A 20,087-nucleotide genomic window follows, 5' to 3' on the forward strand; every position below is an offset into this window, starting at 1 on the left:
CGATCGTGAGTTTGATCGCTGGATTGATGCTCTCGAATTTGCAAAGTTGAAGATGCCAGAGTGTAAGTGGTTTCAGGACGTTCGGATTTTTGAAAAAGGGAATTTAGTTTGGGTCTACAGTCGATCGCACAAATTTCCGCAGTTTGTGGGGGCAGGAGTGTACGATCGCCTTGCGAAACGATTTTTGCTCGAAACAGCCGTTGAGGAAGGCTTAATCGACATGAACGAAGAGGATGAATCTACAAAAGATTGAGAACTCCAATTTTATGAAAAACTGGAGTTCTCAAGCAGGGCTTGACTTATCGGTTATGTGGCGATTGGTAGTAGATTTTCGATCCGGTGTCAGCCACAAAATGACAAGCAAAGTAGGATTTGAAAAAGCTTTTCCAAATCGGCTCATTTGACTTGCGGTAATATCCACCGAGGACAGGCTTAATGGCTTCTGTTGCCTCTTTTAAGCGGTAATGCGGCATATTTGAGAAGATATGGTGAGCAACATGCGTGCCAATGTCGTGATGAATCGGATTAAAAATACCGTAATCACGATCGATCGTAGACAACGCACCTTTAAGGAAGTACCAATCTTCACCCCGATACCAGGGAATATCATCTTCGGTGTGATGGAGGAAGGTCACTAGATCCAACCAAATTACAAATACAACGTAACCGCCAAGATAGTATTTCAGCAGAAATAGAAACCCAAACTGAATGGTTAACGCTGCGAGAAATGCAACCATCAACAGCCAGCAAACACTACTAACAAGAACATCATTGCGCTCAGAGGGCTTAAACAAAGGGCTACTTGGCATGAAGTGAGAGCCTTGTTTACCGGGCGATCGGCGAAACAAATACAGGGGATAAGCCAACAACGGCAAATAAAACCGCATTAGCTTTTCTGGAAATCCCATTTCTGCATACTTCGTTTCTGTCACCGGATACCAGCTTTCGTCAGTATCAATGTTGCCAGTATTTGCATGGTGAGTGCGATGGCTAATTCTCCAACCATGAAACGGAACCAAAATTGGAGAGTGTGACAAATGCCCGATCAGATTATTCAGCCATTTGTGTTGAGAAAATGAGCCATGTCCGCAGTCATGCCCAACCACAAATAACGCCCAAAACATTGTGCCTTGAGCAAACCAAAAAACCGGGAAAAATAGCCAAGAATCGAGGTAAGCTGCGATCTCAATCAGTCCTGCAATAATGCCGATATCGAGGAAGAAATAAGCTAGCGATCGAGCGGTCGAAGGTTGAAAGCAACGATCGGGAATTGCCGATCGTACATCTTTGAGAGTAAAGGGTAGATCTTGACGAACAAAAGCGTCTGTCACCGGGGTAGACGGATTCGGATAAACTTGCACGTAATTCTTTTCACGAAACAATGTGTAGCCCGGTTATTCTACCGTTTAACCGTGCCAAATGTAACAGTATATTTCGAGAATAGGCGACTAGAGCTAGGCATTAGAAACAGACGAGCTAATGTCTCAAAACTACGAATTACGTGCAATCTACGCTTGAAAAACTTCCGCTTTCTTCACGATCGAACACCACAATGAATTCTCACCTTGGCATCATCTGACGCAACACTCGTAAATGTCCATCTGCATCGGTGCGAGTGCGGAATCGTCCAACAATCACGCACTGCATATTCGGCAAAAGGCAGACGGACACGTTCGCGTGAGCCAAAGGCACCGCCCGATTTGTCAAAAATCGCTCTCTATAGGAACACACACGATCGTGTGCCGCAGAATCATCAAACTCAGCGTTGTATGGCATGATTTATTTACCTCATTTGGGGCAATGCAGTTGCAGACTCTTGGCGGGGCTTGCAACTGAATCTTAGATTCTTAGGCTTTAACTATAGCGTAAAACGCTAAGACTAAATAGCCCATCGCTTACACAATTTCAAATTTTCTAGGTCAAGCTCTATTTAGTCTGAGTGCAAGTGGGAAAGATTCGTTGGCGATTACGGGTGGTCATGGCAGACCGCAAAATAACAAATCAAGCGCTTTCCCAAGTTGTTGGAATGCACCCGGTTAGCATCTCGAAGCTGAAGAATGCAGATGATATGCCTGCGATCGGTGGTGAAACACTGGCGAAACTTTGCGATGCGCTGAACTGTACGCCTGCGGATTTGATTCAATATGTGCCAGATGCCGAAGAGTAACCTTCGATTTTCCATGCGATCGAACACAATTTATGCTTTGATCGCTGTGATCCCTTTGCTAGAATTTGCCGAGCAATGCAAGCGTTAGAGACGATAATTCAAGCAATTTCGAGCAGCAAAAGATTAGAAATTGAACTGATCTTTCAAGGTTTTTTTGCACTGTTCTTAATTGGGTTGATTCCAGCATTCGTAATATTTCAACTGCGAAATCAGGTCGATCGATTCACTCGTTCGATTCTGCTCCTACTCGCAAGTTTGATTGTCTTAAATTATGTTGGCTTGGTGGTTCTTTATCCAACTTGGGCGGATTTTGCTGATCCGGCTGAAGCGAATGTTGCGATCGTTTCATGGCTGTTTCATCGAGGACAAGCGCTTTACCCAAAATTAGATGCAGCAGAAAGATACATTAATAATTATGGTGCTCTTTCTTATGTGATTCAGAGTGGATTTCTAAGTGTTCTAAAACCGAGCATTTTTTCGACAAAAATTGCAGGTTGTTTGGCAGGGCTTTCGAGTTTGGGGCTGATCTTTTGGTTGATTCGCGATCGTTTGGGCTGGAAAGCTGGAATCTTTGGAAGCGCGATCGTTTCACTTTGTTTTCTGGCGCAAACTTCTGCTTCTGGGTTGCTAACGTCTTCGTTTTGGGTCAGACCTGATTCGTTGCTGTTATTTTTTACCGTGCTTGGACTGTTTCTGGTTGTACGAGGATCGCAATCGATTGCGATAATTGGAAGCACTATCGCACTTGGCATTAGCACGAATCTAAAAATCACTGCCTTTCTGCATTTCATCCCAATTTATGTTCTGTTACTATATCGATTCGGATTCATTTCTGTACTAATTTCATCTGGTATTGCTGCGTTTGTTTCAGCATTACCATACTTTATTTTTTCCCAAATCTCATTCACAAATTATTGGGCGTGGCTACAGCAAGTTCGACTCAAGGGGATTAATTCCGATCAGATTCCAAAGAATCTTTTATGGGCAGGATTTGTAGCATTACCTGTAGCGCTCGCTTTCATACAGTCGCTTTTTACTAATTTTGATTCACTGAAACGATGGCTATCTAAGCATTCCCTATATTGCATCACTTTAATTGCTGGCATCGTTGCCAATGCAGTGATTAGTGCAACTCGCGGTGCTTTAGAAAATAATATGCTGCCATTCGTGCCGCTACTCGTTTATCTTGCGATCGAGCTATTCCAAATTCCAACGTATTCTAAGCGATCTAAAATTATCACTCCAATCAACTTGAGTGCTGCGATCGCATTCACGTTATCGCTCTGTTTAGCGGTTTACTCAACTGAAATAAAATTCATTGATCGGATGACTACCGCTCCCGGACATCAGGTGATCGCAGATCTCGATCGCATCATGGCAACCCATCCAAATCGCACGATCGGCATGGGTTATGGTGCAGTGAGCTATCAACTTTCAACTTATCGCCCTCAATTAGTATTTGCGGGTAATCCTTACTGGCTCGATTCTGCGTCTCTAATGGAAATGCAGGCATCTGGAATGAACAACACGCCAGAAAGTACACTCAATGCGATCAGAACTTGCCAAACAGAGATTTGGTTAATTCCAAAAAGCAATCCACCGTTTCAGGTCTACAGCTACTATCCGCCACTTCAGAAACTATTCAGTGATGAATTTAGGAAAATCTTTGCAGCACACTACGATCGCCAATCCAGCAGCAAATTTTATGATCTTTGGGTTTGCCGCACAAAATAGTACAACTCCGGTTTACCGCCACTCAACTGCTGCCGCCAAAAAGTCTTAGAGTGGAAAGAGCAGATTCAAAACAACGATCATGACTGAATTTCATACAATCCGGGTTTATCACCGACAAAAAGACAAGTTTTACACTTTTGAAGTGCCGGACGATCGCTACATTCTCCAATCCGGCGAAACTCAAGGAATCGAACTGCCGTTTTCTTGTCGCAATGGAGCCTGTACAACCTGTGCGGTACGGGTGTTGTCGGGTCATTTAGAGCAACTGGAAGCGGTGGGATTGTCGCCAGAATTAAAGCGACAAGGCTATGCGCTGCTGTGTGTGAGCTATGCCAAATCAGATCTCGAAGTTGAAACACAGGATGAAGATGAAGTGTATGAGCTTCAGTTTGGGCGCTATTTTGGCAAAGGTCGGGTCAAGCGTGGACTGCCGCTAGACGAGGATTAAACGATGAGCGTGACGATCGCGAAATGGACACTAGAGGAGTATCACCGCATGATCGAAGCGGGGATTTTAGACGATCGGCGGGTGGAATTGCTGCGAGGAGAAATTGTCGAAATGCCGCCAGAAGGAGAGCCCCATGCGTTTGATTCCAATCAAGCATTTAAGTATCTGCTAAACCTTCTAGAAGGTTTAGCAGATGTTCGGGGTGCAAAGCCGATTACATTACCAAACCAATCAGAGCCTGAACCAGATCTTGCGATCGTTCAAGATTTGGGACGGGAATATCGCGAACATCATCCTTATCCTGAAAATATTTTCTGGCTGATCGAGTATTCAAATTCCAGCCCCAGCAAAGATCTTGGAATTAAACGCAAAATTTACGCGGAGGTTGGAATTTCTGAGTATTGGATTGTGGATCTGAAAAGGTTACAGCTAATTGTGTTGCGCGATCCGCAGGATGGGGATTACCGTTCTGAAACAACGCTAACCACAGGCACGATCGCACCCCTCGCATTCCCAGAGATTTCGATTTCGGTCGATCGTATTCTCAACAGTTAAGCTGATCGCTGTTGACGTTCCCGAATGCGATCGAGCGAACCAACCGGAATTGCCGAAATCAACTGACGAGTGTAAGAAGTTTGCGGTTTGCGGTAAATCGTCTCGGCGGTTCCGATCTCTTCAATTTTGCCGCGATTCATTACGATAATGCGATCACTCATGAACTTCACAACGCTTAAGTCATGCGAAATGAAAATGTAAGTTAACCCAAATTCAGACTGCAATTCTTTCAGCAGATTCAAGACCTGCGCTTGAACTGAGACATCGAGCGCAGACACCGACTCATCGCAGATAATAAATTTCGGATTAAGGGCGAGCGATCGAGCAATACAAATCCGTTGCCGTTGTCCGCCAGAAAATTCGTGCGGATAGCGATTTATGAACTTCGGATCGAGTCCCACGCGCTGCAATAGATACTCGACTCGTTCCTTAAATTGCTTCCGGTTGCCACGCCCGTAAATTAGCAACGGCTCCATCACCGCATCACCAATATTCATTCGCGGATCGAGTGAACTATACGGATTCTGAAAAATAATTTGAGCATCGCGCCGCAGTTGACGCACTCGATGCTTAGAAAGCTTCAGAATGTCCTCGGTTTCAAAGAAAATTTTTCCTTGTTTCGGTTCAATCAGCCTCAGCAGCGTTCGCGCTAACGTCGATTTACCACAACCTGATTCTCCTACGAGTCCCAGCGTTTCACCTGGATAGACATCGAACGACACATCATTCACCGCCATCATGTAGCGCTTCGTCTGCCCAAATACTCCCCGAACTGGGAACGCCACTTGCAGATTTTGAACCGAAACCAGCGGCTGTTTTTGCTGAAGTGATTTGAGCCGCTGATCAAATTCCACATCGCTGATTTCTTGTGCTTCCGCTAGAGCCGTATTCACATCGCGCTGTTTTGCCTGAATTAATTTCTCCCCGGACGGTAACAGCGACACTTCCATAAAGTCCGAAACGGTTGGCAAAAATCGCAAGCGTCGATCGGGCTGTGGACGACAAGTGAGCAGTCCTTTGGTGTAAGGATGCTTCGGATTCGAGAAAATCTCTAAAACCGAGCCGTATTCTACGATTTTGCCTTCGTACATCACCGCCACATCATCGGCGATCTCTGCAATCAAGCCGAGATCGTGGGTGATAAACATCATTGCCATCCCGCGTCGATCGCGCAGTTCCCGCAGCAGATCTAAAATCGTCGCCTGTACTGTCACATCCAGCGCCGTGGTCGGTTCGTCAGCAATCAGCAAAGTGGGATTACAGGCGATCGCCATCGCAATCATGATTCGCTGCAACTGCCCACCAGATAGCTCATGCGGATAGCGATCGAGCATTGCGGTTTTTTGGCGATTCAGTTCTTGATCGAGTTCCGGTTCGCTGAGCGGTTTTTGGTTGCGTTCTTCTAAAACTCGTTGTTTTAACTCTTCATCCGATGGCAGCACCCGCACTTCTTGCAGCAATAAAGCCGCTCGACGACGTGCTTCTGACTGCGAAATGTTTTGGTGTTGCCGAATCGCTTCCACAAGCTGAAACCCGCAAGTATACACCGGATTCAGCGAACTCATCGGCTCCTGAAAAATCATCGAAATCTGTTCGCCGCGATAAGACTGCATTTGCTTTTCGCTTAACCGCAAGAGATCGATCGGTTCTGGAGCATCTGCCGCCTGAAACAAGATCTCACCGTCCGTAATTCGTCCCGGCGGATTGGGAATCAGCCGCATCACCGCCAGCGATGTCACCGATTTTCCTGACCCTGATTCACCCACAATTCCGAGCGTTCGTCCCCGTCGCACTTGAAACGAAATGCCGTCTACCGCTTTAACCAATCGTTCATCAGTTTTGAATTGAACTTGCAGGTTACGGACATTCAGGATTGTGTCGCTCATAGGATTCGGCTGATCGATGGGGGAATGATTAATTTTAGCAACGCGATCGCACCCTGTAAGGTTCCCACTGCACTAAAGCATTCAGAACTAAAGCATTGAGAGATCGCCTGCGACTTCTAAGCGCTTGTAGCGTCCGAGGTTGATGTAGGTTTCTGACAGATTTTCTGCGATCGATGGCGTAATCCAACCCATTTGGCGCAGCACGTGAATCGCGATCGCGTACTTGGCTCGTTTTGCCCCGTCCATCACTTTGATCGCAAGCCCCATGCCTTCACCGACTCGACCAATACACTGAACGCCTTCTGCGCCGGATTTGCTCACGAGTTCGCCTTGGGTCAGTCGCATCAGTTCGGTATCAAATTCGCCATCGCCCGCCACCATCGTAGGATGATGCGTCATGGCTCTGAGAATCCGCTCCATGTCCAAATTTGCACCCGATGCAAGCTGAGCATAAAGCCAAGCCAACTGTCGAAGCTGCATAAAATACGTGGGTGCGCCACAGTCATCACGAGCCGGAATAAACTCTTCAGCCGGATTTTTCAGAAACTCTGCCAGCTTACTTAGAATCAACTGCTGAACCGGATGATTGTAGTGCAGATAGTTATTGATCGGATATCCAAGCTGCTGAGAAACTGCTAGCATTCCAGCGTGTTTGCCAGAGCAGTTGTATTGCAGCGGACTTTGTTTGCCTTCGGGAGTCGGGCACTGTAGCGCAGTCGGATCAACATCAGCTCGCCACAAGATGTTAAAGACTTGGCGAACTTGCTCGATCGTTCCTTTGTGCGAACTGCAAATAATCGCCAGATCTCGATCGGTCAAATTAAACCGCTCTAGCGTTCCAGATGCGGTGACTGCAATTGCTTGAAATGGCTTGAGTACGGATCGCGCAAATGTGGCAGTTTCAGGATTACCTGCACACAGCAGCAACCGTCCGCGATCGTCGCAAATGACCGCTTGAGCGTGATGAACCGACTCTGTGATCCCTTCTCGCAGTAACCGGACTTCGAGTTCTGCGGTGGCTTGAATTTTTCTTCCCCTTGTCATGAGTAGAAATGTAACACACCTGCTTCAGAGGCGGTTCACCTGCGTTAAAAATCGAAATGCTTAATCTAGAATGCTTGAACGATCGCTGCTGTGAGAAACATTGGATCGATCGTTAAACCCGGAGCTTTGTTCGATAGAATAAGTGCCTGTTCTATCCGGGCTAGGGTTTATGTCTGTCCTGTCATCTGCACCATTCTCTGAGACCGAAATTGCTTCTGAAGGGATCAAGCCTGAAGAGTACGAGGAGATTGTGCGCCGCTTAGGTCGCCATCCAAACAAGGCTGAACTGGGAATGTTCGGTGTGATGTGGTCGGAGCATTGCTGCTATAAAAATTCGCGACCTTTGTTAAAGCAGTTTCCGACTGAGGGCGATCGCATTTTAGTTGGCCCTGGTGAGAATGCAGGCGTGATTGATTTGGGCGATGGCTTGCGATTAGCGTTTAAGATCGAGTCGCACAATCACCCTTCTGCTGTAGAACCGTTTCAAGGTGCAGCAACCGGAGTGGGCGGAATTTTGCGCGATATTTTTACGATGGGGGCACGACCGATCGCGCTACTCAATTCTCTGCGATTTGGAACGCTCGATGATGCCCGGACTCGTCGGATTGTAAACGGCGTTGTGGCTGGAATCTCACATTATGGAAATTGCGTGGGTGTTCCCACTGTTGGTGGTGAAGTGTATTTCGATCGCGCTTATTCCGGCAATCCCTTGGTGAATGTGATGGCATTGGGATTGATGGAAACGACCGAAATCGTGAAGTCAGGCGCAAAAGGATTGGGAAATCCGGTGCTGTATGTCGGCTCGACCACAGGACGCGATGGTATGGGCGGTGCGAGTTTTGCTAGTGCGGAATTGAGCGATCAATCGATCGACGATCGTCCGGCGGTGCAAGTGGGTGATCCGTTCTTAGAAAAATCTTTGATCGAAGCTTGTTTAGAAGCATTTAAAACAGGTGCAGTCGTTGCAGCCCAGGATATGGGCGCAGCAGGCATTACCTGTTCAACTTCAGAAATGGCAGCAAAAGGTGGAGTCGGAATCGAACTCGATTTGGATTTAATTCCAGTGCGGGAAACGGGGATGGTTCCGTATGAGTATTTACTTTCAGAATCACAGGAGCGAATGCTGTTTGTGGCAGAAAAGGGACGCGAACAGGAACTGATTGATATTTTTGAGAAGTGGGGACTTCATGCGACTGTTGCCGGGAAAGTGATCGAAGAAGAGATCGTGAGAATTCTCTTCCAAGGCGCGATCGCGGCTGAAATCCCCGCAACCGCTTTAGCAGATAACACTCCGATTTATCATCGTGAACTGATCAGCGACCCCCCCGAATATGCTCAAAAAGCTTGGGCATGGACAGCCGAAAGTTTACCGAACTGTGATGAAAACGGGATTGCTAATCGGAACTGGAATGAGATTTTAGCAACTTTGTTGAATACACCAACGATCGCCTCAAAACGCTGGGTCTATCGCCAATATGATCATCAAGTCCAGAACAATACCGTGTTGCTTCCCGGTGGTGCAGATGCGGCAGTCGTGAGAGTTCGCCCACTTGCTGATGCTCAGAGCGCCTCTGTCATTCCTGATTCAGCTTCATTAAACAAAGGGGTTGCCGCAACGGTTGATTGCAATCCTCGTTATGTGTACCTGCATCCCTATGAAGGTGCAAAAGCCGCTGTCGCAGAAGCCGCCCGGAATCTAAGCTGTGTCGGTGCCGATCCGGTTGCGATTACCGATAACTTAAACTTTGGCAGTCCAGAAAAGCCGATCGGCTATTGGCAACTTTCTGAGGCGTGTCGCGGACTGTCCGAAGCTTGTCGAGAATTCTCGACTCCGGTCACAGGGGGAAATGTTTCTCTATACAACGAAACCCTAGATTCTGAAGGCAAGCCAGAGCCGATTTATCCGACTCCGGTTGTGGGCATGGTTGGATTTATTCCGCAGCTCGATCGCATCGTCGGACAAAGCTGGAAACAAAGCGGAGACGTAATTTACCTCTTAGGATTGCCGATGTCGGATTCGTCCTTAACCTTGGGCGCATCAGAATACCTGGCAACAGTGCATCAAACTGTGGCAGGAAAACCGCCGATCGTTGACTTTGAACTGGAACGCAAAGTCCAAGCGGTTTGTCGATCGGGAATTCGCAGCGGTGTTATTCAATCGGCGCATGATAGTGCAGAAGGGGGAGTCGCGATCGCGCTGTCTGAATGTTGTTTCGGGCATCAGCTTGGGGCAGAAATTCAAATTCCAAATAGCGCGGCGCGAATGGACGAAGTTCTCTTTGCAGAAGGCGGAGCGCGGATCATTGTTTCTGTGAAACCGGACTCGGTTGCAGAATGGGAGGCAACTCTATCTGCGGAACTCGGCGATCGTTGGCAAAAATTGGGAACCGTCGGCGGGGAATCCCTAAAGATTTCGGTCTCCCAATTTCATGTAATCGACGCTACGATCGCAGAGTTGTTCACAGGTTGGTCGAGTGCGATCGAGAAGGGGCTAACGGAATAGCTCTGCCGTTGTGTGCGATATTAAGGGAATGTTAAGACTCTGTGTTCAACAAGACCCGTGTTCTCAACGTTCTGATTGCTGTCTAACTACGCAAAACCAAGCTTATGCTGCCTGACGACAAGTTTTCTGTAGATCCTGCTGAGCATCGTCCTGACAAACCAGAAGAAGCCTGCGGGGTGTTTGGAGTTTACGCACCGGGAGAACCTGTAGCTAATCTGGCTTATTTTGGACTGTTTGCCCTACAGCATCGAGGTCAAGAATCTGCGGGAATTGCCACGTTTGAAGGAGATTATGTTCACCTTCATAAAGACATGGGTTTGGTAGCACAAGTCTTTAACGAAGCAAAGCTCAAAGAGCTACCCGGAGATTTAGCGATCGGTCATACTCGCTATTCGACGACCGGATCGAGCCGGGTGGTGAATGCTCAACCTGCGTTAGCAAAATCACGTTTAGGAACGCTGGCGTTAGCACATAACGGAAACTTGGTGAATACTCGTGAACTCCGTGAAGCATTAGCTGAAACGAATCACGATTTTGCGACAACAACGGATTCTGAAGCGATCGCGCTGGCGATCGCAGAAGAAGTCAATCGAGGAAATGATTGGGTCAATGGCGCGATCGCGGCGTTTAAGCGGTGTCAGGGTGCGTTTAGTCTCGCGATCGGGACTCCGGACGGCATGATTGGAACCCGCGACCCGAATGGGGTTCGTCCGCTCGTTTTGGGCACTTTGGCGCAGGAATCGCACGCTGCACCTTTGCGCTATGTTTTAGCCTCAGAAACTTGTGGACTCGATATCATTGGAGCCGATTACGTTCGAGACATTCAGCCGGGTGAACTGGTGTGGATTACCAAGGACGGCATCGAGTCGATTTTCTGGGCAGAGCAACCCGCTCGCAAACTGTGCATTTTTGAAATGATTTATTTCGCCCGTCCTGATAGCATGATGCACGATGAAACGCTGTACAGCTATCGGCTGCGAATCGGACGACAGCTTGCGAAAGAATCGACAGTGGATGCAGATATCGTGATTGCGGTGCCAGATTCGGGCGTTCCGGCTGCGATCGGGTTTTCTCAAACTTCGGGCATTCCTTATGCCGAAGGCTTGATCAAAAATCGCTATGTCGGTCGTACTTTCATTCAACCGACTCAAGGAATGCGAGAAGCGGGAATTCGGATGAAGCTTAACCCGCTTAAAGATGTACTCGCTGGAAAGCGTGTGATTATTGTCGATGACTCGATCGTGCGTGGAACGACGAGCCGCAAGATCGTGAGAGCACTGCGCGATGCAGGCGCGATCGAAGTTCATATGCGGATTTCTTCGCCTCCGGTGACGCATCCTTGTTTCTACGGCATTGATACTGACAGTCAGGATCACTTAATTGCAGCGACAAAATCAATCGAGGAAATTGCGAAGCAGATTGAGGTAGATTCGCTGCAATATCTCAGTTGGGAAGGAATGCTAGATTCAACTAGAGAAAATCCGGGTGAATTCTGCTCGGCTTGTTTTACTGGAGATTACCCGATCGCAATTCCTGAAACGGTGAAGCGATCGAAGTTAATGCTAGAAAAAACGGCGAAATAGCAAACATGCCCACCGAATCCGATTCGGTGGGCATGTTTCTTAAGAGCGAACGGCTAAACTACTGCACAACCGCAGGACGAGCCGCAGACGGACGACGATCGATCACTTGATCAACCAATCCATACTCTTTTGCTTCTTCAGCCGACATGAAGAAATCGCGCTCAGTATCTTGTTCAATCCGATCGAGCGGTTGTCCGGTGTGATCTGCCAGATACGAATTGAGTCGCTGCTTGAGATACAGAATTTCTCTCGCTTGAATTTCGATATCGGTCGCTTGTCCTTGTGCGCCCCCTAGCGGCTGGTGAATCATAATTCGCGAGTGGGGTAAGCTCATGCGTTTTCCTTTAGTTCCAGCGCTGAGCAAGAATGCACCCATGCTGGCAGCAAACCCGACGCAAATTGTAGACACCTGCGGGCGAATTTGCTTAATCGTGTCATAGATACCCATTCCCGCGGAAACCGAACCGCCGGGGGAATTGATGTAGAGATAGATATCCTTGTCCGGATCTTCGGCTTCGAGGAACAGTAGTTGTGCAACGACGAGGTTGGCAACATCCGAATCGATCGCGCTACCGAGGAACACGATTCGTTCCCGCAACAGTCGGGAGTAAATGTCAAAGGCGCGTTCGCCCCGTCCGGAAGTTTCAATAACGGTAGGAATCATGAATCCAGCCCAGTAATTTTTTTCATTTTAGCGAATGAACGCTCAGTCGTTGGGGTGTTTGCCGTACACAACGGATGCGCTAGAGTTTGCCTAACCTGAATAAACGGACTAAATTATCGTCAAGGAATGTAAAGGTTGATTTGAGGTAGCTGTGAAAAGATCAAAGATTCTACTTTTGTCATTAACAGGAATTGCAGTGGCAGCAGTCTCCGGTGGTTATTATTTTTGGCGACAGTTCACCCAATTACCAGACTGGTACGCTAAGGAACAGTCTAGCCCTCGAACTTATACTCAAATTCAAGAATCCGGTGCTGCGATCGAAAGAAAAATTGCCGCTCAAATTCAAACCAATCCGCAGCCTGCCAGTACAAATATTACGCCCAATTTCCCGGAGCCTCAGCCCTCTCAGCCTGTTCAGGTTGCACTGAGTTCTCAAGAATTAAACGATTTGCTTGTCACCAAAATCACTGAGAAAAGTGGCGGTAAAGGTTTACCCAATTCAGTGAAAGGGTTTCACACTTCAGTGAAAAATGACCAGCTAAAAACTGGAGCGGTTGTGGATATTAAAGAGCTACAGAATAGCGGAATCGGATCACAACATCAGGCATTGTTAACGCAAATTACCGAAAAAATTCCGATGAGCGATCGCAAAGTTTACATCGGAATTGAGGGCAAGCCTGAGATCCAAAACGGCAAGTTACACTTCGATCAAAACGCCAAAATTCAGGTGGGAAACATGAGCTTTACGATCGCTGAAGTGGCGAACCGCTTAGGGGTGTCTCCTCAAAAAGTGCAAGACCAACTCAACCTCGAACTGAAGCTACGCGGCTTGACCGTAAAAGATATTAACTTCCAAGATGGCAATGCAGTTTTGAGCGGAGCCGCCAAATAAAACAAATCCTTTACAGGGTGCAGCAAGGACTCTGTAAAGGATTTATGAGATCTAGCGACCGTGCAATTAGCCGCGAACCTTCACTTGAATGTTTGCATTCTGCAAACCAGGGCGTTTTGCAACTGCGCTAAGGGTTTGCTGTACCGCATACTTTTGGTTTACCGAGGTCATCAGTTCTGCAAGGTTGTGCTTTCTTGCAACACCCCACAAGTCTGCAACAATGCTGTACGTGCCATCTTCGTTATGTACCCAGCCGATGTCATAGCTACCATCTAAAACAGCGACGATATCTGCGTGAACGCGCTGACAGCCCATTCCCCGAACTTCAGCGTTGGTTTCTACTGTGAAACCCAGATCGCGCAACGAAACTTTAAGCAATTCTGCATCGGTGATTTTACTGCGGAGTGTACTAAAGTGTGACATAGATTTTGTCCTTGCTTGAATGGGTGGTATGTAAGTTGTTTTGTTAACAGTAACAGTGGGAGAATCGAGCGATCGTCTACCTAAAGGCTTCTTTTTTAGGCTTATGTTTTTAAGCTTACAATAGTCTTGGGGTAGACAGCCGTTTAGACGATTGAGTTATGTAACGATTCCAGTAACGTAAAGCTTCGATTTTTGATCTGGGTTCGGTAAGATGCAACCAGTACCATTTTTGAGAAGCTAACAAATGACCGTTACTCCGTCTGGGCGATCGCCCCTTTCAACGATTTTGCAGTCCGACCTTAGCCCCAATCCAGCGTTTCAAGCGGTTTGGTTAGGAGTGCGCGTTTTGGTGGGTGTATTAATGATTCACAATGGCTTTAGTAAATTAGCTGATGTTCAAGGCTTTGTTGATAATGTCATGAGCGTGATTGGCTTCCCGTTTCCATTATTTTTCACCTACTGTGCAGCGTATACGGAAATTGTTGCTTCAATTTTGTTAATTTTCGGATTCTTCACGCGAATCAGTGCGTTGTCCTTAACGTTCACAATGCTAATCGCGGTTTATTTCCATCTGAAAAAAACAGGATTAGACGTTGGGCCTGTAGAAACAGCTTCGCTGTATATGCTGATTTATCTTTTGTTTACTGTCGGGGGCGGCGGGAATTTCTCGATCGATCATCTGTTGTCGCGGGGACGATCGAATTCCTAAAACGAATGGTCTAGCTCGGTAAATCTGCAAAACTGCTTCAGCTTTGGAAATCTACAGGACTAGACCATTTTTTAAAAAACTTGGGTGAGGGATTATTCTTCCTCTTCGGTTTCGATCGGTTGTTCAACTGGCTCGTTTTCGGCTGTAATCTCTTCTAACGCTTTCTGAATCCAAATTCTCGATAAGTCGATTAAGCTAATGCTGTCGGGCACAGTGACCATTGATTTGTTCCTCCTTCATCTATCCTAAAGCGTAGCGAACTACACCTTTAGTGGCATGAATAGGGCTACTTATTGAAACATTTATTTACAATCTTAAATCTTGTCAAGATTGTATTTTAGATTGATTAACTTCGAGAATTGCAGAATCTCGGATTGCCCCTGTCCCTGGGAAGTTAGACGGAGACGATCATCAAATCTCTACTGTCTGTAACAGTCTCCTCGGCATTTGGTTTTCATTGCAAAAATAAAAGGGAGAAGTGATAAACTTCTCCCTTCCAACTTCATGCGGATGGCGAGACTCGAACTCGCAAGGCAATGCCACACGCACCTCAAGCGTGCGCGTATACCAATTCCGCCACATCCGCCTAAGCCTTAACTACAATAGCAGATAAATCGCAATTTCGTGACAAATTTTTTCAAATTTTGTGGGATTGGCACGATCGCAGTTTTTGCACCCCCGATAGCGGTACACTCAAAACCTTACTGACTCCCGCAACTGCTCATGTCGTTTCACGCAACCCTAGATCAACTGGTTTCACTCCTCGGAGCATCAGCTCAAAATTTACCGGATGCAACTGCGATCGGTCTGACAACCGATTCGCGATCGATCCAATCGGGTGAGATTTTTCTAGCCTTGCGGGGTGAGAAGTTTGACGGGCATGATTTTGTAAAGACTGCAATCGAGCAAGGTGCGGTCGCGGCGATCGTGGATGCTCAATTTGAAGCGGGTGATTTACCTGTTCTCGTGGTTTCGGATACCTTGCAGGCGTATCAAACGATCGGGCATTGGTGGCGGAAACAGTTTAAAATCCCGGTGATTGCAATTACTGGATCAGTCGGGAAGACTACAACAAAGGAATTAATTGCAGCGGTTTTATTGAAATACGGCAAAGTCCACAAAACGCAAGCAAATTACAACAATGAAATCGGTGTTCCGAAGACACTCCTAGAATTAACTTCAGATCACGATTTTGCTGTGATTGAGATGGGAATGAGAGCGCCTGGGGAAATCGCATTGTTATCACAAATTGCAGAGCCGGATGTTAGCGTGATTACGAATGTAGGAACCGCACATATTGGAAGATTGGGATCGAGAGCAGCGATCGCTCAAGCGAAATGTGAACTGCTGGCAGAAATGCCCAAAGATGCCATTGCAATTCTGAATCACGATAATGCTTTATTGCTCGAAACGGCTGAGAAAGTTTGGCAAGGTCAAACCATCACCTACGGACTGCAGGGGGGTGATTTACAAGGACAACTCATTGATGCAGAAACGTTACAGGTCGGTGAGTTGAAGTTTGTATTACCGCTCCCCGGTGAACATAACGCGCTGAACTTCTTAGCCGCTTTAGCCGTTGTGCAAACTCTCAATCTCGATGCTGCAAGGCTAACCGCAGGGGTCGAAGTTGAATTGCCCAGTGGCAGAGCGAAACGCTACGAATTACCCAACGATGTGGTGATTCTCGATGAAAGCTACAACGCAGGTTTAGAGTCGATGCTGGCATCTCTAAAGCTGTTAGCTCAGACTGAGGGCGATCGTAGAATTGCTGTGCTTGGCACGATGAAAGAACTTGGTGACTGGTCGGTTCAGTACCATCAGCAAGTCGGTGAACAAGTGAGAAATTTGCAGCTTGATCAATTGTTGATTCTGGCTGACCCGGATGAAGCGCAAGCCATGGCGATCGCGGCTTCTCCCGTTCCGTCCGAGACTTTCACAACGCATACAGAAGTAATATCGCGGTTGAATGAATTGATTCGATCGGGCGATCGACTTCTATTTAAAGCATCAAGAGCGGTGGGACTCGATCTCGTCGTAGCTGCCATCGTTCCATCCAAGTAAACACCTCCTATCGACTGATCCCCAAGCTAAAACAGTTGATTTACTCCTTTCAGTTGAGGGGTCTATCACTTGAGAAAGATGCTTATCCGCTCTCGCCTCAGCGATTCTGACATCAAAGGTAGTTCAAAATTGCAGCCTCACTGACACATCTCTTGTGTTGGGCGAAGTCTGATGAGGGAATTTCTATGAGTCAAGTCACAAATTTAACTTGGGAACTCGGTCAGATCCTGGCACAAGTTCCAATCGATCGAGGAGTCACAACACCGGAGCAAGCGGCTTTGGTATTTTCAGGCCCTCGATTTTTTGTTGCTCTAATTTCGGGAATTGTATTAGCATTTGCATTCCAATTACTGTTTACAAATTTATCCGTTGCTGCCGGAATTTCTTACCTCGGACATTCTTCGGATGATCATGATTCGCATCATTCGCACTCTAGCGGTGGTGGCGGCACGATTCGCAAAATCGGTACTGCTGTCGGTCTCTGGACACTAATCACCGTCACCATTTCGCTGTTTATCGCTTGCTTGCTGGCGGTGAAACTCAGTTTATTAACGACCGCAGCGCTGGGTGCGATCGTCGGTCTGGTGATCTGGGCGGCATACTTTACCCTGCTCGTTTGGGTGAGTTCTACGACAGTGGGATCGCTGGTCGGTTCAGTGGTCAATACTGCAACGGCTGGATTCCAATCGATCGTCGGAACGGCAACGGCTGCACTCGGAGCAAGAGCCGTTAATCAGCAAGTCGTCTCGACCGCAGAAGCGGCAGCCGCAGCAGTCCGGCGAGAATTGGGTTCGGCGATCGATCCTGCCAATATTCGGGATTCTCTCGAAGACTACATCGAACGGCTTCGTCCTGCACAATTGGATTTTGGTCGGGTGCGGCGTGAACTCGAAACGTTGGTGAATGATCCAGAACTGCAAAGCGTGATGGGTAGTGGCTCTGCGGTCGAGGTGATGGATCGGCTGCGCCATATCGATCGCAATACGTTTGCGAAATTGATTAGCGATCGCACGGATTTATCGAAACAAGATGCAAACCGTTTGATCGATCAGCTTGATGCAGTTTGGAAAGATACGATCGGTCGCCATCAGCGCAAAGATCCGACGCAAGAGTTGGTGGAATATCTGAAGACTGTTCAATCCGGACAAGTCAACATGAACGATCTCAATCGTCGTTTGGATCAGCTCACCGAAGAACTGCGCCGTCAAGGTCAGACGTTGCAAAACACGCAGCAAGATCAAATGTCGGGAATGCGCGATGCGTTCTCGTCCTTGGCGCAGCAAGGTGGAAAACAAGACCAAGCGAGCCTTGTCGATCGAGCGATGCAATTCGGTTTCTCAACTCTGATGGGAACCGTGATGGGGCGGACAGACCTGAAGGATCTCGATGTTGAAAAGATCATCGGACAGATTCAATCGGCTCGCGATAAGGTGATGTCGGGCGCACAAAAAGCCACGAGTCAGGTTTCGTCGGGCTTTAGTCCGATTAAAGCCGATGTTGAGAACTATCTGCTAAATACCTATTCCTGGCACTTCAATCGGGAAACCTTAGACAGCGAATTCCGCGAATTGCTTCACGATCCGGAAGCCGATCCGGGTGCGGTGAGACGCGAACTCGAACGGCTAAATCGTGGCGATTTCGTCAATCTCTTAACTCAACGTGGAGATTTACCGGCAGCACGAGTTGCTGAGATTGCCGATCAGCTTGAAACAATTCGGGCAGCGACTCTGAGCCAAGTTCAAACGGCTGAAGACCATCACGAAACGACCGATCTTCGCAGTCGCGTTGAGAACTACTTGCGATCGACGAACAAAGATGAACTCGACCCCGACGCGATCGAGCGGGAAGTGTCGCTACTGCTCGAAGACCCCGAAGCAGGCTACGACGCGCTGAAGAATCGCTTGAGCCATTTCGATCGCGATACCCTGACGCAGTTGTTATCGCAGCGTCAGGATCTCACCCCGGAAGAGTCCGATCGCATTATTACTCGCTTTGAAAGCACGCGCGATCGTGTCCTCAATTCAGCTCAAGAAGCGCAAAACCGCGTTCGTTCTGAAGCCGAAGCCCTGCGGCTCAGAGTCGAATCTTATCTGCGAAACACCAACAAATCCGAACTCGATCCGGAAGGTATTAAGCGCGATTTCCGCTTGTTGCTTGACGATCCGCAAGCTGGATCTTCTGCACTGCGGGCACGCCTGAGCCAGTTCGATCGCGATACGCTCGTTCAATTGCTATCGCAGCGTCAAGACCTCGCGCCGGAAGAAGCCGATCGGATCATCGGTCAGCTTGAAGATGTGCGAAACACGGTGATGCACGCGCCGCAAATCGCCGTTCACAAAGCGCAAGATCAAATCGATTACGTCATCAGCACGATCGAACGCTATCTCCGCAACACGCATCTCTCTGAACTTGATCCGGATGGCATCAAGAGCGATCTAAATGCGTTGCTGAGCGATCCGAAAACAGGCGGTTCTCGCTTGAGAAGAAGACTGTCGCAAGTCGATCGCGACACGATCGTCAAACTGTTAGCACAACGTCCCGATCTGACGGAAGCGCAAGCCAATCAGATGGTCGATCAAGTGCTGTCATCCATTCGGAGTGTGGCGCGATCGCCGCGTCGCTTGGCATCGAGAACCCAACAGCGGGTGCTCAACTTCCAATCGGCATTTGAGAACTATCTGCGGAATACGCAGAAAGAAGAACTCAATCCCGACGGCATCAAGCGCGATCTGCAATTGCTACTGCGCGATCCAAAGGCTGGATTTGGTAGCTTCGGCGATCGCTTATCCCACATGGATCGCTCGACGATCGTGGCGCTTCTAGCTCAACGAAACGACATGACCGAGGAAGAAGCGAACCGCGTGGTTGATCAAGTGCTTTCGGTGCGTGAACAGTTCATGGCACAGATCCAAGCGATCCAGAACCGGATTCAAGGCGTAATCGACGGCATTCTCGATCGCATTCGCAATTACTTGAATTCGCTAGATCGCCCGGAGCTGAACTATGAAGGCATTCGGACTGATCTGCGGACGCTGTTCCATGATCCGCAAGCGGGCTTTGATGCGTTGCGCGATCGTTTAGGTAGCTTTAACCGCGAGACGGTTGTAGCGCTGCTCTCATCCCGCGAGGACATCTCGGAAGCTGAAGCAAACCGAATTGTCGATCAAGTGGAACACGCGAGAACTTCAGTTCTGCGACGTGCAGAACGGATTCAAACCGAAACCCAACATCGGCTTGAAGAAGTCAAGCGACAAGCCAAAAAGCAAGCCGAAGAAACCCGCAAAGCGGCAGAAACAGCAGCTTGGTGGTTGTTTGGAACCGCGTTAATCTCGGCAGGCGCATCGGCTCTTGCAGGCGCGATCGCGGTCGGTGGTCTCTAATTGACTCGCGTTTAGCCTAGCGAATAAAAGTCAGCCCT

Annotated in this window: 17 protein-coding genes and 1 tRNA gene; 11 read left to right on the plus strand and 7 right to left on the minus strand. The window is 48.0% G+C overall.

Going from position 1 to position 20,087, the window contains the following annotated elements:
• Nucleotides 1-253 (plus strand): hypothetical protein (locus tag H6F51_09885; protein ID MBD1822803.1); only part of this gene is annotated, 253 nt, incomplete at its 5' end.
• Nucleotides 254-299: 46 nt separating this feature from the next.
• Here the strand turns inward: H6F51_09885 and H6F51_09890 are convergent.
• Both H6F51_09890 and H6F51_09895 read right to left on the minus strand, forming a co-directional pair.
• Entirely contained in the window at nucleotides 300-1,361 is a 1,062-nt protein-coding gene (locus tag H6F51_09890; GenBank protein ID MBD1822804.1) for a fatty acid desaturase, read from the minus strand.
• A 199-nt stretch (nucleotides 1,362-1,560) separates the two neighbouring features.
• Nucleotides 1,561-1,776: a hypothetical protein gene (locus H6F51_09895; GenBank protein MBD1822805.1), complete on the minus strand. Its 216-nt coding sequence runs from the start codon at nucleotides 1,774-1,776 to the stop codon at nucleotides 1,561-1,563.
• 202 nt (nucleotides 1,777-1,978) lie between these two features.
• Here H6F51_09895 and H6F51_09900 point away from each other — a divergent pair, with 202 nt between their 5' ends.
• From H6F51_09900 to H6F51_09915, 4 genes are all read left to right on the plus strand, one after another.
• Nucleotides 1,979-2,167 carry a helix-turn-helix domain-containing protein gene (locus H6F51_09900; GenBank protein ID MBD1822806.1) on the plus strand — a complete coding sequence of 63 codons (189 nt, stop codon included), beginning with the start codon at nucleotides 1,979-1,981 and terminating at the stop codon, nucleotides 2,165-2,167.
• Between the two features lie 75 nt (nucleotides 2,168-2,242).
• Nucleotides 2,243-3,901: a hypothetical protein gene (locus H6F51_09905; GenBank protein MBD1822807.1), complete on the plus strand. Its 1,659-nt coding sequence runs from the start codon at nucleotides 2,243-2,245 to the stop codon at nucleotides 3,899-3,901.
• A gap of 79 nt (nucleotides 3,902-3,980) precedes the next feature.
• Nucleotides 3,981-4,349, plus strand: a complete 369-nt coding sequence (locus H6F51_09910) for a 2Fe-2S iron-sulfur cluster binding domain-containing protein (protein ID MBD1822808.1) — start codon at nucleotides 3,981-3,983, stop codon at nucleotides 4,347-4,349.
• A gap of 3 nt (nucleotides 4,350-4,352) precedes the next feature.
• Nucleotides 4,353-4,904, plus strand: a complete 552-nt coding sequence (locus H6F51_09915) for a Uma2 family endonuclease (protein ID MBD1822809.1) — start codon at nucleotides 4,353-4,355, stop codon at nucleotides 4,902-4,904.
• On the opposite strand, the gene H6F51_09920 is transcribed toward H6F51_09915, so the two are convergent.
• Nucleotides 4,901-6,790 carry an ABC transporter ATP-binding protein gene (locus H6F51_09920; protein MBD1822810.1) on the minus strand — a complete coding sequence of 630 codons (1,890 nt, stop codon included), beginning with the start codon at nucleotides 6,788-6,790 and terminating at the stop codon, nucleotides 4,901-4,903. The two genes, H6F51_09915 and H6F51_09920, sit on opposite strands and share 4 nt — an antisense overlap.
• Before the next feature lie 87 nt (nucleotides 6,791-6,877).
• The gene (locus H6F51_09925; GenBank protein MBD1822811.1) at nucleotides 6,878-7,834 is read right to left on the minus strand and encodes an asparaginase; all 957 of its coding nucleotides are present in this window, start codon (nucleotides 7,832-7,834) and stop codon (nucleotides 6,878-6,880) included.
• 169 nt (nucleotides 7,835-8,003) lie between these two features.
• On the opposite strand from H6F51_09925, the gene purL reads away from it, so the two are divergent.
• Together purL and H6F51_09935 are read left to right on the plus strand one after the other, a co-directional pair.
• The gene (gene purL / locus H6F51_09930) at nucleotides 8,004-10,337 is read left to right on the plus strand and encodes a phosphoribosylformylglycinamidine synthase subunit PurL (protein ID MBD1822812.1); all 2,334 of its coding nucleotides are present in this window, start codon (nucleotides 8,004-8,006) and stop codon (nucleotides 10,335-10,337) included.
• A gap of 104 nt (nucleotides 10,338-10,441) precedes the next feature.
• Nucleotides 10,442-11,920, plus strand: coding sequence for an amidophosphoribosyltransferase (locus tag H6F51_09935; protein ID MBD1822813.1), 1,479 nt, complete (start codon nucleotides 10,442-10,444; stop codon nucleotides 11,918-11,920).
• Nucleotides 11,921-11,978: 58 nt separating this feature from the next.
• On the opposite strand, the gene clpP is transcribed toward H6F51_09935, so the two are convergent.
• Nucleotides 11,979-12,584 (minus strand): ATP-dependent Clp endopeptidase proteolytic subunit ClpP, encoded by a 606-nt coding sequence (clpP, locus tag H6F51_09940; protein ID MBD1822814.1) that lies wholly within the window; start codon nucleotides 12,582-12,584, stop codon nucleotides 11,979-11,981.
• 151 nt (nucleotides 12,585-12,735) lie between these two features.
• On the opposite strand from clpP, the gene H6F51_09945 reads away from it, so the two are divergent.
• Complete coding sequence (locus H6F51_09945) at nucleotides 12,736-13,476, plus strand: hypothetical protein (GenBank protein ID MBD1822815.1); 741 nt, start codon at nucleotides 12,736-12,738, stop codon at nucleotides 13,474-13,476.
• Nucleotides 13,477-13,542: 66 nt separating this feature from the next.
• Here the strand turns inward: H6F51_09945 and H6F51_09950 are convergent, their stop codons facing one another.
• Nucleotides 13,543-13,899 (minus strand): DUF1257 domain-containing protein, encoded by a 357-nt coding sequence (locus H6F51_09950; GenBank protein MBD1822816.1) that lies wholly within the window; start codon nucleotides 13,897-13,899, stop codon nucleotides 13,543-13,545.
• Nucleotides 13,900-14,143: 244 nt separating this feature from the next.
• Between H6F51_09950 and H6F51_09955 the strand changes: the two genes are divergently transcribed.
• Nucleotides 14,144-14,608 carry a DoxX family protein gene (locus H6F51_09955; protein ID MBD1822817.1) on the plus strand — a complete coding sequence of 155 codons (465 nt, stop codon included), beginning with the start codon at nucleotides 14,144-14,146 and terminating at the stop codon, nucleotides 14,606-14,608.
• Between the two features lie 505 nt (nucleotides 14,609-15,113).
• Here the strand turns inward: H6F51_09955 and H6F51_09960 are convergent.
• Nucleotides 15,114-15,194: transfer RNA gene (locus H6F51_09960), tRNA-Leu, on the minus strand.
• A gap of 137 nt (nucleotides 15,195-15,331) precedes the next feature.
• On the opposite strand from H6F51_09960, the gene H6F51_09965 reads away from it, so the two are divergent.
• Together H6F51_09965 and H6F51_09970 are read left to right on the plus strand one after the other, a co-directional pair.
• The gene (locus tag H6F51_09965; GenBank protein ID MBD1822818.1) at nucleotides 15,332-16,669 is read left to right on the plus strand and encodes a UDP-N-acetylmuramoyl-tripeptide--D-alanyl-D-alanine ligase; all 1,338 of its coding nucleotides are present in this window, start codon (nucleotides 15,332-15,334) and stop codon (nucleotides 16,667-16,669) included.
• A gap of 185 nt (nucleotides 16,670-16,854) precedes the next feature.
• Nucleotides 16,855-20,049, plus strand: coding sequence for an MFS transporter (locus H6F51_09970; protein MBD1822819.1), 3,195 nt, complete (start codon nucleotides 16,855-16,857; stop codon nucleotides 20,047-20,049).
• Nucleotides 20,050-20,087 lie beyond the last annotated feature (38 nt).

The organism is Cyanobacteria bacterium FACHB-DQ100 (assembly GCA_014695195.1).
Lineage (GTDB): Bacteria > Cyanobacteriota > Cyanobacteriia > Leptolyngbyales > Leptolyngbyaceae > Leptolyngbya.

What these genes read in the sequence shown, in the direction of transcription:
- H6F51_09895 (MBD1822805.1), bottom strand. Translation starts at nt 1,776, where the DNA reads ATGCCATACAACGCTGAGTTTGATGATTCTGCGGCACACGATCGTGTG.
- H6F51_09900 (MBD1822806.1), top strand. Translation starts at nt 1,979, where the DNA reads ATGGCAGACCGCAAAATAACAAATCAAGCGCTTTCCCAAGTTGTTGGA.
- H6F51_09905 (MBD1822807.1), top strand. Translation starts at nt 2,243, where the DNA reads ATGCAAGCGTTAGAGACGATAATTCAAGCAATTTCGAGCAGCAAAAGA.
- H6F51_09910 (MBD1822808.1), top strand. Translation starts at nt 3,981, where the DNA reads ATGACTGAATTTCATACAATCCGGGTTTATCACCGACAAAAAGACAAG.
- H6F51_09915 (MBD1822809.1), top strand. Translation starts at nt 4,353, where the DNA reads ATGAGCGTGACGATCGCGAAATGGACACTAGAGGAGTATCACCGCATG.
- H6F51_09920 (MBD1822810.1), bottom strand. Translation starts at nt 6,790, where the DNA reads ATGAGCGACACAATCCTGAATGTCCGTAACCTGCAAGTTCAATTCAAA.
- H6F51_09925 (MBD1822811.1), bottom strand. Translation starts at nt 7,834, where the DNA reads ATGACAAGGGGAAGAAAAATTCAAGCCACCGCAGAACTCGAAGTCCGG.
- purL (MBD1822812.1), top strand. Translation starts at nt 8,004, where the DNA reads ATGTCTGTCCTGTCATCTGCACCATTCTCTGAGACCGAAATTGCTTCT.
- H6F51_09935 (MBD1822813.1), top strand. Translation starts at nt 10,442, where the DNA reads ATGCTGCCTGACGACAAGTTTTCTGTAGATCCTGCTGAGCATCGTCCT.
- clpP (MBD1822814.1), bottom strand. Translation starts at nt 12,584, where the DNA reads ATGATTCCTACCGTTATTGAAACTTCCGGACGGGGCGAACGCGCCTTT.
- H6F51_09950 (MBD1822816.1), bottom strand. Translation starts at nt 13,899, where the DNA reads ATGTCACACTTTAGTACACTCCGCAGTAAAATCACCGATGCAGAATTG.
- H6F51_09955 (MBD1822817.1), top strand. Translation starts at nt 14,144, where the DNA reads ATGACCGTTACTCCGTCTGGGCGATCGCCCCTTTCAACGATTTTGCAG.
- H6F51_09965 (MBD1822818.1), top strand. Translation starts at nt 15,332, where the DNA reads ATGTCGTTTCACGCAACCCTAGATCAACTGGTTTCACTCCTCGGAGCA.
- H6F51_09970 (MBD1822819.1), top strand. Translation starts at nt 16,855, where the DNA reads ATGAGTCAAGTCACAAATTTAACTTGGGAACTCGGTCAGATCCTGGCA.